At 63.6% G+C, this 18,305-nt stretch carries 17 protein-coding genes; 12 read left to right on the top strand and 5 right to left on the bottom strand.

Annotation, left to right across the window (positions count from 1 at the left end):
• The first annotated feature begins 54 nt into the window (after positions 1–54).
• The 5 genes from AC3YMN_RS07945 to AC3YMN_RS07925 all read left to right on the top strand — a co-directional run bounded on the left by AC3YMN_RS07945 (position 55) and on the right by AC3YMN_RS07925 (position 6,095).
• On the top strand, positions 55–756 hold the full coding sequence (locus AC3YMN_RS07945; RefSeq protein ID WP_489889601.1) for a GntR family transcriptional regulator: 702 nt from the start codon (positions 55–57) through the stop codon (positions 754–756).
• 42 nt (positions 757–798) lie between these two features.
• Complete coding sequence (locus tag AC3YMN_RS07940; protein ID WP_489889600.1) at positions 799–1,968, top strand: mandelate racemase/muconate lactonizing enzyme family protein; 1,170 nt, start codon at positions 799–801, stop codon at positions 1,966–1,968.
• Positions 1,969–2,021: 53 nt separating this feature from the next.
• Positions 2,022–3,380, top strand: coding sequence for a mandelate racemase/muconate lactonizing enzyme family protein (locus tag AC3YMN_RS07935; protein ID WP_489889599.1), 1,359 nt, complete (start codon positions 2,022–2,024; stop codon positions 3,378–3,380).
• Positions 3,381–3,648: 268 nt separating this feature from the next.
• Positions 3,649–4,848, top strand: a complete 1,200-nt coding sequence (locus AC3YMN_RS07930; protein WP_489889598.1) for a mandelate racemase/muconate lactonizing enzyme family protein — start codon at positions 3,649–3,651, stop codon at positions 4,846–4,848.
• Positions 4,849–4,928: 80 nt separating this feature from the next.
• Entirely contained in the window at positions 4,929–6,095 is a 1,167-nt protein-coding gene (locus AC3YMN_RS07925) for a mandelate racemase/muconate lactonizing enzyme family protein (RefSeq protein WP_489889597.1), read from the top strand.
• Positions 6,096–6,262: 167 nt separating this feature from the next.
• Here the strand turns inward: AC3YMN_RS07925 and AC3YMN_RS07920 are convergent, their stop codons facing one another.
• Positions 6,263–6,583, bottom strand: coding sequence for a hypothetical protein (locus tag AC3YMN_RS07920; RefSeq protein ID WP_489889596.1), 321 nt, complete (start codon positions 6,581–6,583; stop codon positions 6,263–6,265).
• An 86-nt stretch (positions 6,584–6,669) separates the two neighbouring features.
• Between AC3YMN_RS07920 and AC3YMN_RS07915 the strand changes: the two genes are divergently transcribed.
• From AC3YMN_RS07915 to AC3YMN_RS07890, 6 genes are all read left to right on the top strand, one after another.
• Entirely contained in the window at positions 6,670–7,563 is an 894-nt protein-coding gene (locus tag AC3YMN_RS07915; protein WP_172121616.1) for a helix-turn-helix domain-containing protein, read from the top strand.
• A gap of 66 nt (positions 7,564–7,629) precedes the next feature.
• Positions 7,630–8,475: a dihydroorotate dehydrogenase electron transfer subunit gene (locus AC3YMN_RS07910; protein ID WP_489889595.1), complete on the top strand. Its 846-nt coding sequence runs from the start codon at positions 7,630–7,632 to the stop codon at positions 8,473–8,475.
• A complete protein-coding gene (locus tag AC3YMN_RS07905; protein ID WP_489889594.1) occupies positions 8,469–9,410 on the top strand; it encodes a dihydroorotate dehydrogenase in 942 nt (313 codons plus the stop codon). The genes AC3YMN_RS07910 and AC3YMN_RS07905 overlap by 7 nt, the downstream gene beginning before the upstream one ends.
• The gene (locus tag AC3YMN_RS07900) at positions 9,407–10,699 is read left to right on the top strand and encodes a hydantoinase/carbamoylase family amidase (protein WP_489889593.1); all 1,293 of its coding nucleotides are present in this window, start codon (positions 9,407–9,409) and stop codon (positions 10,697–10,699) included. The genes AC3YMN_RS07905 and AC3YMN_RS07900 overlap by 4 nt, the downstream gene beginning before the upstream one ends.
• Positions 10,700–10,716: 17 nt before the next feature.
• On the top strand, positions 10,717–11,757 hold the full coding sequence (pyrC, locus tag AC3YMN_RS07895; RefSeq protein ID WP_489889592.1) for a dihydroorotase: 1,041 nt from the start codon (positions 10,717–10,719) through the stop codon (positions 11,755–11,757).
• Positions 11,758–11,862: 105 nt separating this feature from the next.
• A complete protein-coding gene (locus AC3YMN_RS07890; RefSeq protein ID WP_127754878.1) occupies positions 11,863–12,573 on the top strand; it encodes an orotate phosphoribosyltransferase in 711 nt (236 codons plus the stop codon).
• A gap of 73 nt (positions 12,574–12,646) precedes the next feature.
• On the opposite strand, the gene AC3YMN_RS07885 is transcribed toward AC3YMN_RS07890, so the two are convergent.
• The 4 genes from AC3YMN_RS07885 to AC3YMN_RS07870 form a co-directional block, all read right to left on the bottom strand.
• Complete coding sequence (locus tag AC3YMN_RS07885; RefSeq protein ID WP_127754879.1) at positions 12,647–13,930, bottom strand: TRAP transporter large permease; 1,284 nt, start codon at positions 13,928–13,930, stop codon at positions 12,647–12,649.
• Between the two features lies 1 nt (position 13,931).
• Entirely contained in the window at positions 13,932–14,450 is a 519-nt protein-coding gene (locus AC3YMN_RS07880; protein WP_172121621.1) for a TRAP transporter small permease, read from the bottom strand.
• 96 nt (positions 14,451–14,546) lie between these two features.
• Positions 14,547–15,563: a TRAP transporter substrate-binding protein gene (locus AC3YMN_RS07875; protein WP_489889591.1), complete on the bottom strand. Its 1,017-nt coding sequence runs from the start codon at positions 15,561–15,563 to the stop codon at positions 14,547–14,549.
• Positions 15,564–15,708: 145 nt separating this feature from the next.
• Positions 15,709–16,338: a hypothetical protein gene (locus tag AC3YMN_RS07870; RefSeq protein ID WP_489889590.1), complete on the bottom strand. Its 630-nt coding sequence runs from the start codon at positions 16,336–16,338 to the stop codon at positions 15,709–15,711.
• A 386-nt stretch (positions 16,339–16,724) separates the two neighbouring features.
• Here AC3YMN_RS07870 and AC3YMN_RS07865 point away from each other — a divergent pair, with 386 nt between their 5' ends.
• Positions 16,725–18,209 carry an ABC transporter substrate-binding protein gene (locus AC3YMN_RS07865; protein WP_489889589.1) on the top strand — a complete coding sequence of 495 codons (1,485 nt, stop codon included), beginning with the start codon at positions 16,725–16,727 and terminating at the stop codon, positions 18,207–18,209.
• The last annotated feature ends 96 nt before the right edge of the window (positions 18,210–18,305 follow it).

Below are 18,305 nucleotides of genomic sequence, written 5' to 3'. Positions count from 1 at the left end.
CTAGGCTTGGCCCTGCCGCAACGACGCCAACCCATGGAAGTGACGGGACTATCAATGAACGACTACAAGGCGCAGCCGCCCGCAGGCATGGAGCCCAGCGGCGCGACTCCAGCCGGTGATTCGGTTTACCAGCAGATCCGGGACGACATCATTTCGGGACGCCTTGTGGCCAACGAACGCCTGGTGGTGGCCGAACTGGCGCAGCGCCATAACACCTCCGCCAACCCCATCCGCGAAGCCCTGCAGATGCTGCGTGGCGAGGGCTTTGTCATCATTTCCCCCAATCGCGGCGCCCGGGTGCGCCCGATCGACCAGGATTTCGTGCGCGACATCTACGAGATCGGCGTCTTGATCGAGCCGGCCCTCACCCGCTGGTTCGTGGGCATGGCGACGAGCCAGGATATCGCGCAACTCGAAGCGGTGCAGGACGAGATCGAGGCCAACAATTTCGCCGATACCCTGCGCCACAGCGAGCTCGATACCCGCTTTCACACCATCATGTATGAGCGCCACTACAACCGCCATGCCGCCGAGCTCTGGTGGAAGCACCGCGAAGTGCTGCGCGCCGTCAGCCGCCGCTTTGATTTCACCCTGGCGCGCCGCGCGCAGGTCATGCGCGAGCATCGCGAGCTGATCGCCCTGATCAAGGCGGGCGATGCCGATGGGTCGGCCGCGCTCGTGGCCCAGCATGTCGAGGGCTCGGGCCGCCATATTCTGGAACATATGCGTGCCGCCGAAACGGCACGGGCGAGTTAGCGCCGCATCTGCACAGCAATCGGCGCCTTGGGGAGGAAGGCAATGAAGATAACTGGCGTCAAACCTTGGCTGATCAAGTCAGCCGCATCCTATTGGGGCGAGTTCCTCTTTGTGGAGGTGACCACCGACGAGGGCGTCTCGGGTTGGGGGGAGATCACCACCACCACCTATGTTGCCAACCGGGCGCTATGCGTCATGCTGACCCAGATCAGCAAGATCATCGAAGGCGACAACCCCGCCCATATCGAACGCATCTGGCACAAGATCTTCCGCAACTTCACCTATATGGGCAGCCGCGGCGCCGCGGTGGAATGCACCAGCGCCATCGACATCGCCCTGTGGGATATCCGGGGGAAGGTGCTGGGCCAGCCCATCTATGAATTGCTGGGTGGCCCGGTGCGCGAGGACATTCTCCTTTACACCCACCCCGACCAGCGCAAGTTCACCAGCCCGGAAGCCGTCGCCCAGGAAATCCGCGACATCGTCGCCTCCGGTCACACCGCGCTCAAATTCGACCCCTTCCCACAGCAGGGACCGGTGCTGGCCAATGGCATCGCGCGCGAACAGTTCGAGGGCTATCTCGATGGGACGATGACGCGCAAGGATGAGCGGGAAGCCGCCGAACTGACCGAACTCATCCGCCAGACCGCCGGGCCCGATATCGAAATCCTCATCGATGCCCATGGCCGCTTTGACGTGCCCACCGCCATTCGCCTTTGCCGCACACTCGAGGAGGCCGGCGATATCGACTGGTTCGAAGAGCCCGTGCCGCCCGAAAGCTTCAACGCCCTTCAGCAGGTGCGCGAGAAGGTCAATTGCCCCATTTCCTGGGGCGAGCGCGGCCACACCAAATGGGATTTCGTGCCCATCCTGCAAAACCAGCTCGCCGACTACATCATGCCCGACGTCACCTGGACCGGCGGCATCACCGAGCTCAAGAAGATCTCGGCGCTCTGCGAAGCCTATTACATTCCCGTTTCGCCCCATGATGCGGCCGGGCCCATCAATGTGGTGGCGGGCGCGCAGGTGATGATGACCGTGCCCAATTTCTACCGGCTCGAAACCTCGGAATGGAATTTGAGCAAATACGACCACCTCATCGACAAGCCGCTCGACAACTCGAACGGCTCGCTCAAACTCAACCGGGCCCCCGGGCTCGGCATCGAAATGAACCGGGCTTATCTGGAGGAAAACCTGGTGGACCTCGCCTGAAGGCGGGAACGGGCGCGTGGAGGCGCCCCAGTGGGAAAGGGAGGAATTGACCCATGAACGAGATCAACACCAATGAGTTGATCCAAGGCAATGTGCGCACCAGCTCAAGCCCGAGCGATCTGCGCATCACCGATATCCGCGTCGCCGAAATCGTGGGGGCGCCGTTCATCAGCGCGCTCCTTAAGATCTACACCAATCAGGGCATTGTCGGCTTTGGCGAAGTGCGCGACGGCGCCAGCGCCACCTATGCGCTGATGCTCAAGAGCCGGCTGCTCGGCGAAAACCCGCTCGATGTGGATCGCCTCTTCCGCCGCATCAAGCAGTTCGGCGGCCATGGCCGGCAGGGCGGCGGCGTTTCGGCCATCGAGATCGCCCTTTGGGACATTGCCGGCAAGGCCTATGGCGTGCCGATCTACCAGATGCTGGGCGGCAAGTTCCGCGACAAGGTGCGCATGTATTGCGACACCGATGCCAGCGTCGCCAGCGGCACCGAAACCGGCAAGCGGTTGAAGGAACGCATGGCGCTGGGTTTCACCTTCCTCAAGATGGACCTGGGGCTGATGCAGGTCGTCGACACCCCCGGCTCCGTCGTGGCGCCCGCGGGCTCCCTTGAGGGCTATCGCATCCATCCGCCCCGCGGCCACGGCAAGACGCTCGAGGATCGGCGCGCCCGCAATGCCGTCTACGACACCCACAATGTGCGCCACCCCTTTACCGGGCTCAACTTCACCGAGCGCGGGCTCGACCAGCTCGAGCAATATATCCACGAAGTGCGCGAGGTGATCGGCTACGAGATCCCGCTCGCCATCGACCATGTCGGCCATATCTCGCTGCAAAGCGGGATCCGGCTCGCCCGCCGCATCGAGAAATACGCCCCCGCCTGGCTCGAGGACGTGATCCCCTGGCAATATGCCGAACAATATCGCGAGCTCCAGCAGGCCACCACCGTGCCGATCTGCACCGGCGAGGACATCTATCTGCGCGAGGGCTTTGCGCCGCTGCTAGGCTCGGGCATTTCGGTGATCCACCCCGATCTTCTCACTTCGGGTGGGATTCTCGAAACCAAGAAGATCGGCGACGCCGCCCAGGAACAGGGCATCGCCATGGCCATCCACATGGCCGAAAGCCCCATCGCCTGCATGGCCGCCGCCCATGTCGCCATCGCCACCGAAAACTTCATGGCGCTCGAATACCATTCGGTCGAGGTCGACTGGTGGGACGACATCGTCACCGGCCTGCCCAAGCCCCTGGTGCAGAACGGCTTCATCACCGTGCCCGACAAGCCGGGCCTGGGGATCGACGACATCGTCGACGAGGTCATCGCCGAGCACCTGCAGGACGGCGTCAAAGGCATCTGGCTGCCCACCGACCAGTGGGACGACGACTATTCCTGGGACCGGACGTGGAGCTAGGCGTTTTCCCCGCAGGGGAAAATCGCCCGGCCTCTTCGCGCAGCGAAGATGGCTAGGCCTTTCCCCGCCTTTTCGCGCAGCGAAAATGGCGAGCGTCCATTCCAGGCGAAAATAGCGCCCACCCACTGAACGGCACCTCCCCCTCGATGGGGGAGGCTGGGAGGGGCCACGATATCGGGGCGAACGCCCCCCACCCTTGATCCCTCCCCCCGGGGGAGGGTGTCGACTGAAAGGTCAGCGACACCGCCAACAAGGTTCAGGAGGAACCATGAAAATCACCGATCTGCGCTGCGCCGTTATTGGCCGGCACCCCATTGTGCGCATCGTCACCGATGAAGGCCTCTATGGCCTGGGGGAAGTGGAATACACCAAGGCTTATCTCAAACCCTGGGTGCTCCATTTCCGCGATGCGCTGATCGGGGAAGACCCCACCGATGTCGAGCGCTGCATGCTGAAAATCCGCCAGCGCGGCTCGTTCAAGCCCTATGGCGCCGCCGTTTCGGCCATCGAGCATGCCCTTTGGGACATTGCGGGCAAGGCGGCCAATGTGCCCGTTTACAAGCTCCTCGGCGGCAAGGTGCGCGACCAGGTCCGCGTCTACAACGGCTCCATCCGCCAGAAACGCACTGGCGACCGCCCCGAGGATTACGCCGCCGACGTCAAATGGATGATGGAGCAGCCGCAGAACTTCTTCATGGTCAAGCAGGGCATCAGTTTTCATTCCAACATGAAAACCGCTGTTCCCGATTTCCATTATGGGGTTACCCAGCCGCGCCTCTTCCACGGCGCCATGGACCAGGGCCAGATCAGCGAGCACGCTTTCAACCACATGCTCGATTGCGTCATCGCCATGAAGGAAGTGCTGGGTGACAAGGTTTCCCTGGCGCTCGATTGCGGCCCCGGCTGGTTCCTGCCCGATGCGATCCGCTTCGCCCAGGCCGTCGAGAAATACAATCTGATGTGGCTCGAGGACATGTTGACCGGCGATTACGTGCCCTGGGTCAACCCCCAGGCCTATCGCGAGCTCACCACCTCGACCTCCACCCCCATCCATACCGGCGAGCAGATCTATCTCCGGCACAACTTCAAGGAGCTGATCGAAACCCAGGCCGTGCGCGTCATCGGCCCCGATCCTGCCGATATCGGCGGCATTGCCGAGCTCAAATGGGTGGCCGAGCACGCCTATATGCATTCCATCATGATGGCACCGCATGGCACCGCCAATGGCCTTCTGGGGCTGGGCGCCCTCATCAATGTCTGCGCCACGCTCCCCGCCAACTACATCGCCTTTGAATATCCCAGCGCGTCCGATCCCTGGTGGGAGGACATCGTCATCGGCCTGCCCGACCAGATCGTCACCAATTCCATGGTCGATCTGCTCGAAGCGCCCGGGCTGGGGCTCGACATCGACCCGGAAGGCGCCCGGCCTTACCTGCTGGAAGATGATTTGGATTTCTTCGCCCCCTGAGGAGAGGGGCGAGAGAGCAGCTTGCACACAACAATTGGGCTGCACCGCAAGGGACAGCCACGCGCGGGGAGGAGAACCACGTGAAAATCACTTCGGTCACCACAGCGGCCACATCGGGCCATTGCATGCATTTATGGGTGCGCATCGAAACCGATGCTGGCATCACGGGCCTGGGCGAATGCGTCCATGGCGGCCACCAGGCCATTGCCATCATCCAGCGCGAACTGGCGGGCAAGCTCGTGGGCCGCGACCCCTTCGCCATCGACGCGATCTTTGAGGAAATCCGCCGCAGCCTCGTCTTCGAGGGCGGCTTTGCCGGCGCCCTGATCACCGCGCTCACCGGCGTCGAGATCGCCCTGTGGGATCTCAAGGGCAAGGCCCTGGGCGTGCCGATCTATGAGCTCATGGGCGGCAAGTTCCGCGACCACATTCGCGTTTACTGCGATTGCGAAGTCTCGCCCGGCATGAACATGGACCAGGTGCAGGCCGAGGTCGATCAGGTGCTCGCAGCCGGTTTCACCGCCCTCAAGGTCGATCTCGATATCCGCGCCTATGGCCATACCGGCACCGAAACCGAGTGGTATGAAAAGGACGGCTTCAACATGACTCCCAACAAATGGGAGCATGACCGCATGGTGCAGCTGGCCGAAATGGTGGTCAAGGCCGCCGGCAAGGAGGTGGAAGTCGCCTGTGACCTCCACACCCGCCTCGACAAGCACAGCGCCATCCGCCTCGCCCGCGATCTCGAGCATCTCCAGCTGATGTGGCTCGAAGAGCCCATTCCGCCCGAGAACATCGATGTGATGGCCGAGATCACCCGCAGCACCACGACCCCGATCTGCGCCGGCGAAAACCTTTATCTGCGCCACGGTTTCCGTAAGCTGCTCGAGCAGCAGGCGGTGGATATCATCATGCCCGATATTCCCAAATGCGGGGGCCTGTCGGAATGCCGCAAGATCGCCGAGCTGGCCGATCTCTACTCAATCCCCTTTGCGCCTCACAACGTGTCCTCGCCCATCGGCACCATGGCCTCGGCCCAGGTTTGCGCCACGGTGCCCAATTTCCTCGTCCTCGAGTTCCATTGGTTCCACCGCGATTACTGGTCCACCATCACCGATGGCGGCGAGATCATCAAGAACGGCAGGATCGCGCTCAGCGACCGGCCGGGCATCGGGCTCGAGCTCAACGAAGAAGTCGCCCGCGCCCACCAATATCCCGGCACCACCTGGTTCGAACCGATGCAGTAGTCCGGCGCCACCGCATAGCGGTGGTCGCCCCAGCGTCGGCACGCTAGTGCCGATCGCGCCGGCGCTGGCGCTTCTAGCGCCAGTCGCGCACTCCCGCGTCGCCGCATCAGCGGTCGCACCCGCGCCGGCGCCCCAAGCGCCGGCCGCGTCATTATCCCTTATCCGCCTTACGCCGCCTGGGCTTCCAGCAGGTCGAAGGTCGCGACCTTGTTGGCAAAGGCGAATTTTTCAGCCGTCGAGCCATCCATCGCCGCCATCGCCTGGTTTAGCAGCGCCTTGAATTCGACCAGCGCCGCGCTCGCATCATCCACCGAAAACGGCTCGCCTTCGAACCGGGCAACAAAGCGTGCAGCCACCCGGCCAAGCAGGGCGAGAATGGCGGCATTGTCGCTATCCCGACGGGCCAGTTCGCGCACTTTCTGGTGGAACTCGGTATAGGTCCGGATCCCCCCGCTTTGTTCTTCAAGCCAGGTATAAAGGTCGTGCACTCTAGGTCTCCTGTCATAACAGACGCTTGCTGGACGGCGGAAACGGGCGTGTATATCAAAAGTGAGACTTAGCGCAAAGGGAAAGCATGTCCGCCCAATTCGAGGAAATCGGCAAACGACTGCGCGCTCATCGGATCGGCAAGAATCTGAACGCCGATGATATTGCCGCCCATCTTGGCATCTCTCGCGCCGCCGTTTACCGGCTCGAGAAGGGCGAGATCGTCAAGGTCCAGATCCTGGAATCCATCGCCCGCTTCCTTGATGTATCCCTGCCATCGCTCCTGGGCGTTGGCGTCGAATACTACAGTAATGCCCTTTCGTTTTTCGAGCGCATGCGCCAGCTCGAAGAAAAGTCGCACTATCTCCTCGGCAATTTCTCGCCAGTCTCGTCCCTCTTGCTGTCGCCCGACTACATGGATTATCTCCGCCTGATGCTGGTGGAGGCCATTTCTGAAAACGAGCGGGACCGCCCTGCCGCTCTACACGCCATCGACAATATTCTCGATCTCCTCAATGAGCGCCGCCGCAGCGCCACCCGGCGCAATGTGCCCATCGTCTCCATTGTCGGCAGCCAGGATATCGAGCGGTTTTTGCTCTTGGGTCTGGTCGGGCGGCTCGATCTGCCGCGCGAAGTGCAGGCCGAGCGCCGCGCGGCCGCCCGTCTCGAAATCGAGCGGCTATGCACCACGCTCGAGCGCCAGCCCATCGGCACGCAGATCGGCATCATCGATGGCCAGCCGCCCAGCCAGACCTTCCAGATCTATGAGCGCGACGCCGATTCCGCGGTCACCCTTTCGCCCTATCGCCTTGGCGATCAACCCAATATTTCCTCGGGCATCGCCATTGTCACCACCGCCCCCGAAGCGGTGCACCACTTCCGTGACACGCTCGAAGCGCAATGGGCCGTGGCGAAGAAAGGCCCCGATGGCGCCGCCATCCTGCGCCGCATCATCGAGCGCACGGCCGCGACCTTCCCCTGAGCGCGCGGGCGTACCGACCACGCAGGCCCATTGACAACCTGCCCGGGGCTGCGCATTGTCTCAAAAATGAGACAGGATGAAATCTCCGCCCTCGCCCCCGCCGCTCATTTTACGCCGCGCATTGCGGATACCTCGGCGCGTGTCCTCAGCAATGACTGGGTCAATGCCGAATATAAGCTCGTCGTGCTCGATGCCCCTGGTGTCGCCGCCACGGCTGAAGCGGGTCAGTTCTTCAACATCGACTGCCCGGCAATCGGCGAAGACAAGCCGTTTTTTCGCCGCCCCATGAGCACCTATGCCGCCGACCCCGCGACGGGCCGGGTGGAGTTCCTCTACAAGGTCGCCGGCGCCGGCACCCGTGGCCTCGCCAGCCTCGCGCCCGACAGCACGCTGCGCATTCTTGGTCCCCTGGGGGTCGGCTTCAGCTTGCCCGAGGGCATCCGCTCCATTGTCGTGGTTGGGCGTGGCGTCGGGCTTGCAACCCTCGCGCCCCTGGCCGAACTCGCCCGCAGCCGCGGCATCGCCGTTACTGCCCTCGTCAGCGCCCGCGATCCCGCAGCTGTGCTCTCGGTGGAGCGCTTCCGCTCCGCCGGCGCTGCGGTCGAGACCGTACTCGACAGCGATGGCACCAGCGAGCTGCCCCATGTCGAGGCCCTGCTGCGGCGCCTCCATGCCGAAGGTCGCGCCGACGCTCTTTACACTTGCGGCTCCAACCGCCTCATGCTGCTGCTCCAGCGCCTCGCGGCTGAACTGGGTCTGCCCGGAGAAGTCGCCATGGAACAGCAAATGGCCTGCGGCCTGGGCATGTGCTTTTGCTGCGTGCGCAATTTTACCGTCGATGGGCAAACCGTGTCCAAGCGCGTCTGCTGGGATGGCCCCGTCTTTCCCCTTGCCGAGGCCACCTCATGGTAGACCTGCGCACCGATCTCGGGCGAGGCCTGGTCCTCGCCAATCCTGTCATGCCCGCCTCGGGCACCTTTGCCGAGGGCCTCGCCGACGTCATCGACCTCAACACGCTAGGCGCGCTGGTCACCAAGACCATCACCGCCGAATTGCGCGGCGGCAATGCTACCCCTCGCGTGGCGGAAGTGGGCAATGGCATGCTCAATTCCATCGGCATCCCCTCCAAGGGGATCGCGCATTTCCTCGCCGAAACCCTGCCCTTTTACCGCAGCTTTGCGAGCCCGCTGATCGTCTCGATCTCGGCCCCCACCATTGCCGAATTTGCTCAAGCGGCCGCCCAGCTCAACCAGCCCGGCATTGCCGGCATCGAAGCCAATATTTCCTGTCCCAATATCGAGGAAGACGGCAAGGCCTTCGCCATGCGCCCCGCCACCACCGAGCAGGCCATCGCCGCCATGCGCGCCGTCACCGACCTGCCGCTCTGGGCCAAGCTCACCCCCAACACCGGCGACATTGCCGGGGTTGCCCGCGCCGCTGAAGCCGCAGGCGCCGATGCCGTCGTCGTCGCCAACACCATCCTCGCCATGTCGATCGACATCGATACGATGCGCCCGACCCTCGGCAACATCATGGGTGGCCTTTCCGGCCCCGCCTTTAAGCCCATTGCCCTGCGCATGACCTATCAATGCGCCCGCGCCGTCCGCATTCCGGTCATTGGCTGCGGCGGCATCGGCAGCGCCCGCGACGCCATTGAGTTCCTGCTCGCCGGCGCCCGCGCCGTGCAAATCGGCACGGCCACCTTCACCCGCCCCGGCACCATGCCCGAAGTGATCGCCGGCATCGCGCAATACTGCGAACGCCATGGCTTCACGAGCCTCGACCAGCTCATCGGCGCCCTCGATACCGACCTGCAGCTCCCCCACCTCATGGAGGCCGCCCAATGAACGCGCTTGCCCCCGCCGCCGACATCGATTGGACCGCCTTCCCCACCGAGCATGAGCTCGCCACCGCCATCTTTGCCGAACTGGCCCGCTGCACGGGCGACGGCGTCGGCATCACCCGCGAATGCTATGCGCCCGGCGAAGACGCCGCGCTCGCCATCTTCTCGGCCGTCGCCCACGCCCATGGCTTTGCCATCAGCATCGATCCCGTCGGCAATCTCCTCGTTTGCCTGCCCGGCGATGATGGCACCCGCCCCGCCCATCTCATTGGCTCGCACGCCGATTCCGTGCCCCAGGGCGGCAACTACGATGGCGCCGCCGGCATCGTCGCGGGTCTCGCCTGCCTTATCCGCATTGCCCGCTCGGGGCGCGAGCTCACCACCCCCGTGCGCCTGCTGATGCTGCGCGGCGAGGAAAGCGCCTTTTATGGCCGCGCCAATATCGGCTCGCGCGCCCTCTTCGGCATTCTTTCCCCCGCCGATCTTGCCGCCCGCTCACGCGGCACCGGCCGGACCCTGGCCGAAGCCATGACCTCGGTCGGCATCCACCTCGCCCCTATCCGCGCCGGCCAGTCTCTCTTTGATCCCGCGACCACCGCCAGCTATCTCGAACTGCATATCGAGCAGGGCCCGGTGCTGATCGATCGCCGCCTGCCCGCGGCTGTCGTCTCCGGCATTCGCGGCAATCTGCGCCACCGCCGCGTCGTCTGCCGCGGGGAAGCTGGCCACTCCGGCACCATTCCCCGCTGGCTGCGCAAGGATGCCGTCTTTGCCTTTGCCGATCTTGTCGGGCGCCTCGACGAGCATTGGCGCGTCCTCCTCGAACGCGGCCTCGACCTCGTGGTGACCACAGGCATTGTTGGCACCGATCCCGACCAGCATGCCCTCAGCCGCATTCCGGGCGAAGTGATGTTCTCCTTTGAAGTGCGCAGCCAGAGCCACGACACGCTGGAAAGCTTCTACGAACTGTTCCGCGCCGAATGCCGCGCCGTCGGCCAGCAACGCGGCGTCGTCTTCGAGCTCGACGAGCGCGTTTATACCGAGCCCGCTCGCATGGACCCCGCCGTGATCGAGCGCCTCTGCGCCGCCGCCGCCGCTTGCGACCTCGATCCGCAAACGCTGCCCTCCGGCGCCGGCCATGATGCGGCGGTGTTCGCCAATGCCGGCGTTCCCTCGGGCATGGTGTTCGTGCGCAATGCCAATGGCTCGCACAATCCCGCCGAAGCCATGGATATCGGGGATCTCATCAAAGGCACCGATGTGCTTTATAAGGCCGTGACCGCCACCAACTGAGCCAGGCCCCCGACCCCATGCGATCCCTGACCATCCGCAAGCCCGTCGACCTTCACGTGCATTTCCGCGACGGCGCGGTGCTCGATGCCGTCGTGCCCCACACCGCCCGCCAGTTTGCGCGCGCCATCGTCATGCCCAACCTGGTGCCCCCGGTCACCACATCAGCCATGGCCGCCGCTTATCGCGGGCGCATCGAGGCGGCCATTCCCGAGGGGGTCGAGTTCACCCCCATGATGACCTGCTACCTCACCGACGCCACCGATCCCGCCGACCTCATTGCCGGTCATCGCGACGGCATCTTTGCCGCGGCCAAGCTTTATCCCGCCCACGCCACCACCAATTCGGCCCATGGCGTCACCTCCATCACCGGGCTCGATCCGGTGTTCGCCGCCATGGCGCAAGCGGGCATGCCGCTCCTGACCCATGGCGAGCTCGTCCACCACGATGTCGATATCTTTGATCGCGAAGCGCGCTTCATCGACGCCGTTCTCGCTCCGCTGCTCGAGCGCCACCCCACACTCAAAGTGGTGATGGAGCATATCACGACGAGTGAAGGCGCCCAGTTCGCGAGGAGCCACGGCCCGCGCGTGGCTGCGACCATCACTCCCCAGCACCTGCTTTATGATCGCAATGTGCTGTTCGAAGGCGGCATCCGCCCGCATTATTATTGCCTGCCCATCCTCAAGCGCCGCTCCCACCAATTGGCGCTGCGCGAGGCGGCCACCAGCGGTGCGCCAAACTATTTCCTTGGCACCGACACCGCGCCCCATCTGCGCCACCTCAAGGAAAATGCCTGCGGCTGCGCCGGCGTCTTTTCCGCCCCGGTCGCCGTCGAGGCTTATCTCAAGGTCTTCGCCGAGGAAAATGCGCTCGACAAGTTCGAGGCCTTTGCTTCGCTCAATGGTCCCGCCTTTTACGGCTTTGCGCCGTCGCAAACCCGCGTCACCTATGAGGAACGCGCCTGGACCGTGCCCGCCAGCGTTTCGGTGGAAGAGCACCAGATTGTCCCGCTCTTTGCGGGCGAACGAGTTGACTGGGCTTTGAGCCGCGGTTTATAGCGAACCGGTTGCAATCGAGATTTAAGCACCCTGCGGCGCTGGACTTCCATCCGGCGGCCGCGATTTCGCGCGACCGCATGACGCAATGATGAAGGACTGTTTCCCATGAGTGCACTGCACCGCAGCGAAGACAAAAAAGCCATCGCCCGGCAAACCGCCCGGATGATGCTCGAGATCAACGCTGTTCACTTCAATGCCGAACATCCATTCGTCTTCACCTCTGGCTGGGCGAGCCCGGTTTACGTGGATTGCCGTAAGCTCATCTCCTATCCGCGCCTGCGCTCGGCGCTGATGGATATGGCCGCCCAGACCATCGTCACCGAAATCGGCTATGAGTCGATCGACGTGGTCACCGGTGGCGAAACCGCCGGCATTCCCTTCGCCGCCTGGATCGCCGACAAGCTGATGCTGCCCATGCAGTATGTGCGCAAAAAGGCCAAGGGCTTTGGCCGCAACGCCCAGATCGAAGGCGAAGTGATCGCCGGCGCCCGCACCCTCTTGGTGGAAGATCTCGCCACCGACGGGCGCTCCAAGGTCATGTTCGCCGATGCGCTGCGCAAGGCTGGCGCCAAGGTCGACCACTGCTTCATCGTCTTTTTCTACGACATCTTCCCCAACAGCCACGACCTGATGAAGGAGCTCGGCATCGAGCTGCATTATCTCGCGACCTGGTGGGATATCCTCGAAGCCGCCAAGGAGTCCGGGCACTTCGACGCCAAGACCCTGACCGAGGTGGAGAGCTTCCTCAACGACCCCTCGAGCTGGTCGGCTGCCCATGGCGGCATTTCCGAATTCTCCCCTACCCCTAAGGAATAAGCCCGTTTTCAACCGGCAAAACAAAAGGGCCGCCCAGTGGGCGGCCCTTTTTTTTGTCCCTCTGTGACCCCGGTCAGGGCGCCAGCATGCGGGGCAGGAACATCGAGATCTCGGGCAGATAGGTGATCACCAGCAAGGCCAGCAGGTTCACCACCACAAAGGGAAAAATGCCCGAAATGATCTTGCCCACCGACTCCCCGAGCGTCGAGGACGCCACGAAAATGTCGAGCCCGAATGGGGGCGTGATCATGCCGATACAGGTGTTGAGGCACACGATGATGCCGAAATGGATGGGATCGATGCCAAAGCTGACCGCCACCGGATAGAGCGCCGGTACGAGGATCAGCATGGTCGAATTGGGATCGATGAACATGCCGGCGACAAGGAACAGCAGGTTGACGATCAGGAGGAACATCACCCAGTTCGCATCGATCGCCCCGAGAAAGTCGATAACCAGAGTTGGCAGCTGCGCCAGCGTAATGAAATAGGCCACGATCGAGCCCATCGCCAGCAGCACGAAGATCGTGCCCGTGGTCACCGCCGCGCCGGTCGCGACCTTGAACACATCGCCCAGTTTCATGTGGCGATAGATCAGCACCTCGACGATCAGCGCATAGGCCACGCTGACGGCGGCAGCTTCGGTGGGGGTGAAGAGGCCCGAATAGATACCGCCGAGCAGCACGACCGGCAGGCCCAGCGCCCAGATCCCGCGCCCCACCACTTTGAGCCGCTCGCCCCAGCTCAGAGGCGCATCGCCCTTGATGCCGTGGCGATAGGCGTAAAACAGCACATAGCAGCAAAACACGCCGGCCAGGAACAAGCCCACGACGAGGCCGGCGGCAAACAGCGCCGCCACTGACGTGCCGGTCAGCCAGGCATAGATGATGAGCGTGATCGAGGGCGGGATCAGCAGCGATACTTCCGCCGAAGACACGATGAGCCCGAGCGAGAACTTGTCGGAATAACCCTGCCGCTGCATCTCAGGATAAACAATGCCGGCCAGCGCCGCCACGGTGGCCGGCGCCGAACCCGATACCGAACCGAAGGCCGCCGCGGCTGCCACCGTCGTCAGCCCCATGCCGCCCCGGCGATGGCCGAGAAAGGCCCCCACCAGCTGGATAAGGTGCCGCGCGATCACCCCCTTGGACATGATCTCGGCGGCAAAGATAAAGAAGGGAATGGCTAGCAGCGTCGAATGGTTGATGCCCCCGACGATGCGCTGCCCATAGATCAAATCGGGCATGCCCGAGAAAAAGAACTCCTTGGTCAGGATGCCCGGAATGCCGAGCACGATAAGCATTTCAAAGCCAAGGAAGAGGAGGGCCAGGGCCCCGGCAACAAGAACGGCAATCAACATCTCAGTGGGCCTCAGCCTTGTTGGACCAGCGATCGATCAGCCCGAACAGGCTCATGGCATAGCGCAGCGCCAGCAGCAGAAAGCCGGCGGGCAGCGCGTAATACAAAAGGGCAGCCGGCACGCCGAGCGTCGGGCTCATCTGGCCGGTCTTTGCCACGGTCAGTGCCATCTGCAGGCCAAACCAGGCGATATAAAGCGACAGCACCAGCCCCGACAGATCAATGGCCCGGCGGATCCAGAGCTGGGCGCCCGGGGACATGCGTTCGAGGAAACTGGTCATAGCGATCTGGCGCCCTTCGGCCAGCGCTAGCCCTAGCGACAGGAACACCAGCCATACCATCAGATAGCGGGCGGCTTCGTCGATCCAGGCGAAATTGCGCGCATAGACGGGAACCAGTTCGCGCACGACCACGCCGGTGACGTAAAGCGCGACCATGATCAGCATCAGGGCTGCCAACGCGATCCGCTCCAGGGACGACCAGGCGGCCAGCGCCTTGGATAACTTGCTGTTTGGGCTCATGTCACTGCGGGTTCCCTCTGCACAAAAGAGGCGCCAGGGGTGTTGGAACCTGGCGCCTTGTGGCTGGCGCCTGCCGGCGCCGGTTGATCCTTGGGGTTACTGCCCTGAGACCGCGCTGTACTGCGCTTCATAGGCATCCACGATCCCCTGCCCGGCGGCACCCGCATTGGCGAGATAGGCGTCGCGCGCGGGGCCATACATGGCTTCGCGGAAAGCGGCGCGCTGGGCGTCGTCGAGTTCATGGATGGTGATGTCGCTGGCTCGGATGGTTTCGAGCGCGGTCGCCTGGGCGGCTTCCTTGAGCTCTTCCACCTGCGGGCGCACTTCCTCGAAGGCCTCGGTGATCACGGTCTGGTATTCGGCCGGCAGACCATCCCACCAGGCCTGGTTGAACATCACCACGTCTTCATTGGCGCCGTGCTCGGAGACGAGCAGGTAATTCTGCACTTCGTGATACTTCATGGTCGCGATCGTATCGAGGGCATTTTCCTGCCCATCAACCACGCCGGTCTGCAGCGCGGTGTAAAGCTCGCCAAAGGGCAGCGCCACGGCCGAGGCGCCCACGGCATTGAACTGCTCGATCAGCACCTTGCTGTCCATGACGCGGAAGCTTTGGCCGGCGAAGTCCTCGAGCGCGGCAATCTCCTCGTTGGAAGTCATCGACTTGCGCCCATTGGGCCAGATAGCAATGGCCTTGAGCCCGAGCGGGGCAAAGCTGTCGAGCACGGCCTGCCCGAAAGCGCCGGTGCGCAGCTCATTGGCTTGGGCGCGGTCGGCGGGATAAAGGAATGGCACGTCAAGGATCGATACTGCAGGGTTGAAGCCGGCAAGGAACGCGGCGGGCGACACCGTGCCTTCCATCAGCCCCAGCTGGGTGCCTTCATTCATCTCGCGGGCCTGGCCGAGCTGGCCGGCGGGGAACAGCTGGAACGCGACATTGCCGTCGGTGCGCTCCTTGACGAGGTCGGCCACCATCACCAGGCCCTTGTGGCGCGGCTGCTGGTCCGATTCCAGGTGGCCGATCCGGGCGGTGAATTGCTGGGCGGCGGCGGGCAGCGCCCCGATCAGTGCGGACAGGACCGCGACGCTGGCAAGCAATACACGACGGTTCATTTGGTTCCCCTTCATTCAAATTATTTTCGACAAAAGCCCTGCGCCCCCAACGGAGTCAAGCGAACTTTCTCAAAAACTAGACAGTTCTGTTAGCCTGCCCCAATGTTGGGCGGCCTGCCCAAACTCTGGCCCGGTTGGTACCCATTCACGGCAGCGCCAGTTCCTCGGTAAATCCGGCCAGTTCCGTGCCCACCGGCAGCAGTCGCCGCACCGCTTCGCGCACCGCTATCACATCGACATCGCGCGCCAGCGCCACCAGCAGCACGCCTTGCGGCTCACCCACATCGCGCCCCTGCCGCTCCGCGGTCGGCAGCGACGAGATGGCTTGGTCGGCCACGCCCACATGGCACCCCGCCACGCCGGGCAGCGCAGCGATTTCTGCCACCACCGCCACCCAAACATCCGCAGCCTCGGCTACGAGGCACCCAACAAGCACCCGCTCGCCCGGAGCCTCGCCAGCGCTCTGGGCAAATCCGCCGACGCAGCGCCGATTGTTCTGGAACTGGCGCATCACCCGCTGCGTCCAGGGGCTCGGGTCATTGAGCCGCGCCAGATACGCCGCCGACCGGCTCACTTCGGGCTCTGAAAGGGTATAAAGCGTGAAAAACTCGAGCGGCGCCTCGTCGGCCCGCCAGCGCGTGCCACTCAAAAAGCCGGGGATGGCGAGGCGCTCGGGCATATGCTCCTCGCGGTGCCAATCGACGAAATCCTGCCGCCCTTCGGCCGGGATCCCGTTCCAGATCGCCACAAAGCCGCGCCCCGCCAGTGAATGCATCCGTGTCTCCGCAACTATCGGCCCGGCATAACTGCAGCGCAGCCGCGCAACATCGCCGCTTCGTCTCACGATTGAGACGAAAGCTCCATCTGCTTTGCCGCTTGTGCAGTATCCGACCGCGTTCTGCTGTTGTTGCGCCTCGCACAACCCACCAGAACTTGGCGCCCAGCCCCGGCGGGCTGCTTATCCCGGCTGCCGCCAGCTTGGCAATGCCCACGCCCCCGCGTCCGGTTGCCCCAGCCGCCAGAGAACAGCTTTCCACAAACCGGCGTTTTGCAGAATATGCTACCCCTGGGGAACCCAGGGCGAGCAGTCCATCTTCCTTCCGCTAATGGAGTTGGCTGCCGCCCTGCCTTATGCTGCGGCACCCTTTTCGTGGAGCCCTCATGCCCAAAATTGCGCTTCTTGCCGCCGCCCTCCTTGCTGGCGTCAGCTTTCTGCCCGCCGCCTTCGCCCAGGACTATGATCCTGCCGCCACCATCCGCATCGGCTCGCTTTACGAGCCACAGAACCTCGACAACACCGCGGGCGCTGGCCAGGGCATCAACGAGGCCTTCAACGGCAATGTTTATGAAGCGCTGTTCCAGCTCACCGATGCCGGCACCGTCGAGCCCCGGCTCGTGGCCGATTACACCGTCTCGGAAGACGGGCTCACCTATACCTTCACCCTGCGCGATGGAGTGACCTTCCATTCCGGCGATCCGCTGACCGCAGCCGATGTGAAGCACTCCATCGAGCGCGTCACTGCCGAAACCTCGCAAAGCTCGCGCAAGCGCAGCCTTTCGACCATCACCGGCATCGAGACCCCCGATGACCAGACCGTGGTGATCACCCTCTCGCAGCGCTCCATCTCGCTGCCCTACAATCTCTCCTATGTCTGGATCGTCAACGACGCCGCCCCCGACATCACCGCCGCCGAAGACGGCACCGGCCCCTACCAGCTCGCCGAATGGCGCCGCGGCTCGGCCCTCGCCCTCACCCCCTTCGAGAGCTATTGGGGCGAAGCCCCCAGCAATGGCGGCGTGCTGTTCCAGTATTTCACCGAGGCCACCGCGCTCAACAATGCGCTGCTGACCAACGCGGTCGACATCATCACCTCGGTGCAAAGCCCCGACTCCCTGGCCCAGTTCGCCGATAACCCGGCCTTCACCGTCACCGAAGGGGCCTCCACCACCAAGGAAATCCTCGCCTATAACGACCGCGTCGCCCCCTTCGACAACCCCAAAGTGCGCAAGGCCCTCGCCCGCGCCACCAACAAGGCCCAGCTCCTGAACTCCGTCTGGGGCGACTACGGCACGCTGATCGGCTCCTTCGTGCCCCCCACCGATCCCTGGTATGTCGACCTCACCGGCGTTGATGCCTATGACGTCGAGTCCGCCAAGGCGCTCCTCGCCGAGGCCGGCTATCCCGACGGCTTCGAGTTCACCCTCGATACGCCCGACTACGACCCCCATCCGCTGGTGGCGCAGTTCCTCCAGGCCGAATATGCCAAGATCGGCGTCACGGTGAACATCAACATCATCACCGCCAATGAATGGTACACCAAGGTCTACCAGAGCCATGATTTCCAGGCGACGCTGCAGGAGCACGTCAATCACCGCGACATCGTCTTTTATGGCAATCCCGATTTCTACTGGGGCTACAACAACCCCGAAGTGGTCGAGCTGATCGCCAGCGCCGAAGCGGCCGCCTCCGAAGCCGAGCAGACGCAAAAGCTGACCGAAGCCAACCGCATCATCGCCGAAGATGCCGCCAGCAACTGGCTCTATCTCTATCCCCAGATCGTCGTTTCCGCCGCCAATGTCACCGGCTACCCCACCAACGGCCTCAACGCCCAGTTCTTCGCCTACGACATCCAGAAGACCAACTGACGGCCTGACCCCGATCCACCGGCAAACACCGGCCCATCCCCTCCCCCTTGAGGGGAGGGCTAGGGTGGGGGTGCCAGCACACCCACCAGCCAGAAC

Source organism: Devosia sp. Z11_6 (genome assembly GCF_058133665.1).
This window is presented reverse-complemented; position numbering and strand designations above follow the sequence as displayed.

What these genes read in the sequence shown, in the direction of transcription:
- pyrC (WP_489889592.1), top strand. Translation starts at nt 10,717, where the DNA reads ATGCGATCCCTGACCATCCGCAAGCCCGTCGACCTTCACGTGCATTTC.
- AC3YMN_RS07890 (WP_127754878.1), top strand. Translation starts at nt 11,863, where the DNA reads ATGAGTGCACTGCACCGCAGCGAAGACAAAAAAGCCATCGCCCGGCAA.
- AC3YMN_RS07930 (WP_489889598.1), top strand. Translation starts at nt 3,649, where the DNA reads ATGAAAATCACCGATCTGCGCTGCGCCGTTATTGGCCGGCACCCCATT.
- AC3YMN_RS07885 (WP_127754879.1), bottom strand. Translation starts at nt 13,930, where the DNA reads ATGTTGATTGCCGTTCTTGTTGCCGGGGCCCTGGCCCTCCTCTTCCTT.
- AC3YMN_RS07940 (WP_489889600.1), top strand. Translation starts at nt 799, where the DNA reads ATGAAGATAACTGGCGTCAAACCTTGGCTGATCAAGTCAGCCGCATCC.
- AC3YMN_RS07865 (WP_489889589.1), top strand. Translation starts at nt 16,725, where the DNA reads ATGCCCAAAATTGCGCTTCTTGCCGCCGCCCTCCTTGCTGGCGTCAGC.
- AC3YMN_RS07905 (WP_489889594.1), top strand. Translation starts at nt 8,469, where the DNA reads ATGGTAGACCTGCGCACCGATCTCGGGCGAGGCCTGGTCCTCGCCAAT.
- AC3YMN_RS07880 (WP_172121621.1), bottom strand. Translation starts at nt 14,450, where the DNA reads ATGAGCCCAAACAGCAAGTTATCCAAGGCGCTGGCCGCCTGGTCGTCC.
- AC3YMN_RS07945 (WP_489889601.1), top strand. Translation starts at nt 55, where the DNA reads ATGAACGACTACAAGGCGCAGCCGCCCGCAGGCATGGAGCCCAGCGGC.
- AC3YMN_RS07935 (WP_489889599.1), top strand. Translation starts at nt 2,022, where the DNA reads ATGAACGAGATCAACACCAATGAGTTGATCCAAGGCAATGTGCGCACC.
- AC3YMN_RS07875 (WP_489889591.1), bottom strand. Translation starts at nt 15,563, where the DNA reads ATGAACCGTCGTGTATTGCTTGCCAGCGTCGCGGTCCTGTCCGCACTG.
- AC3YMN_RS07915 (WP_172121616.1), top strand. Translation starts at nt 6,670, where the DNA reads ATGTCCGCCCAATTCGAGGAAATCGGCAAACGACTGCGCGCTCATCGG.
- AC3YMN_RS07900 (WP_489889593.1), top strand. Translation starts at nt 9,407, where the DNA reads ATGAACGCGCTTGCCCCCGCCGCCGACATCGATTGGACCGCCTTCCCC.
- AC3YMN_RS07870 (WP_489889590.1), bottom strand. Translation starts at nt 16,338, where the DNA reads ATGCATTCACTGGCGGGGCGCGGCTTTGTGGCGATCTGGAACGGGATC.
- AC3YMN_RS07910 (WP_489889595.1), top strand. Translation starts at nt 7,630, where the DNA reads ATGAGACAGGATGAAATCTCCGCCCTCGCCCCCGCCGCTCATTTTACG.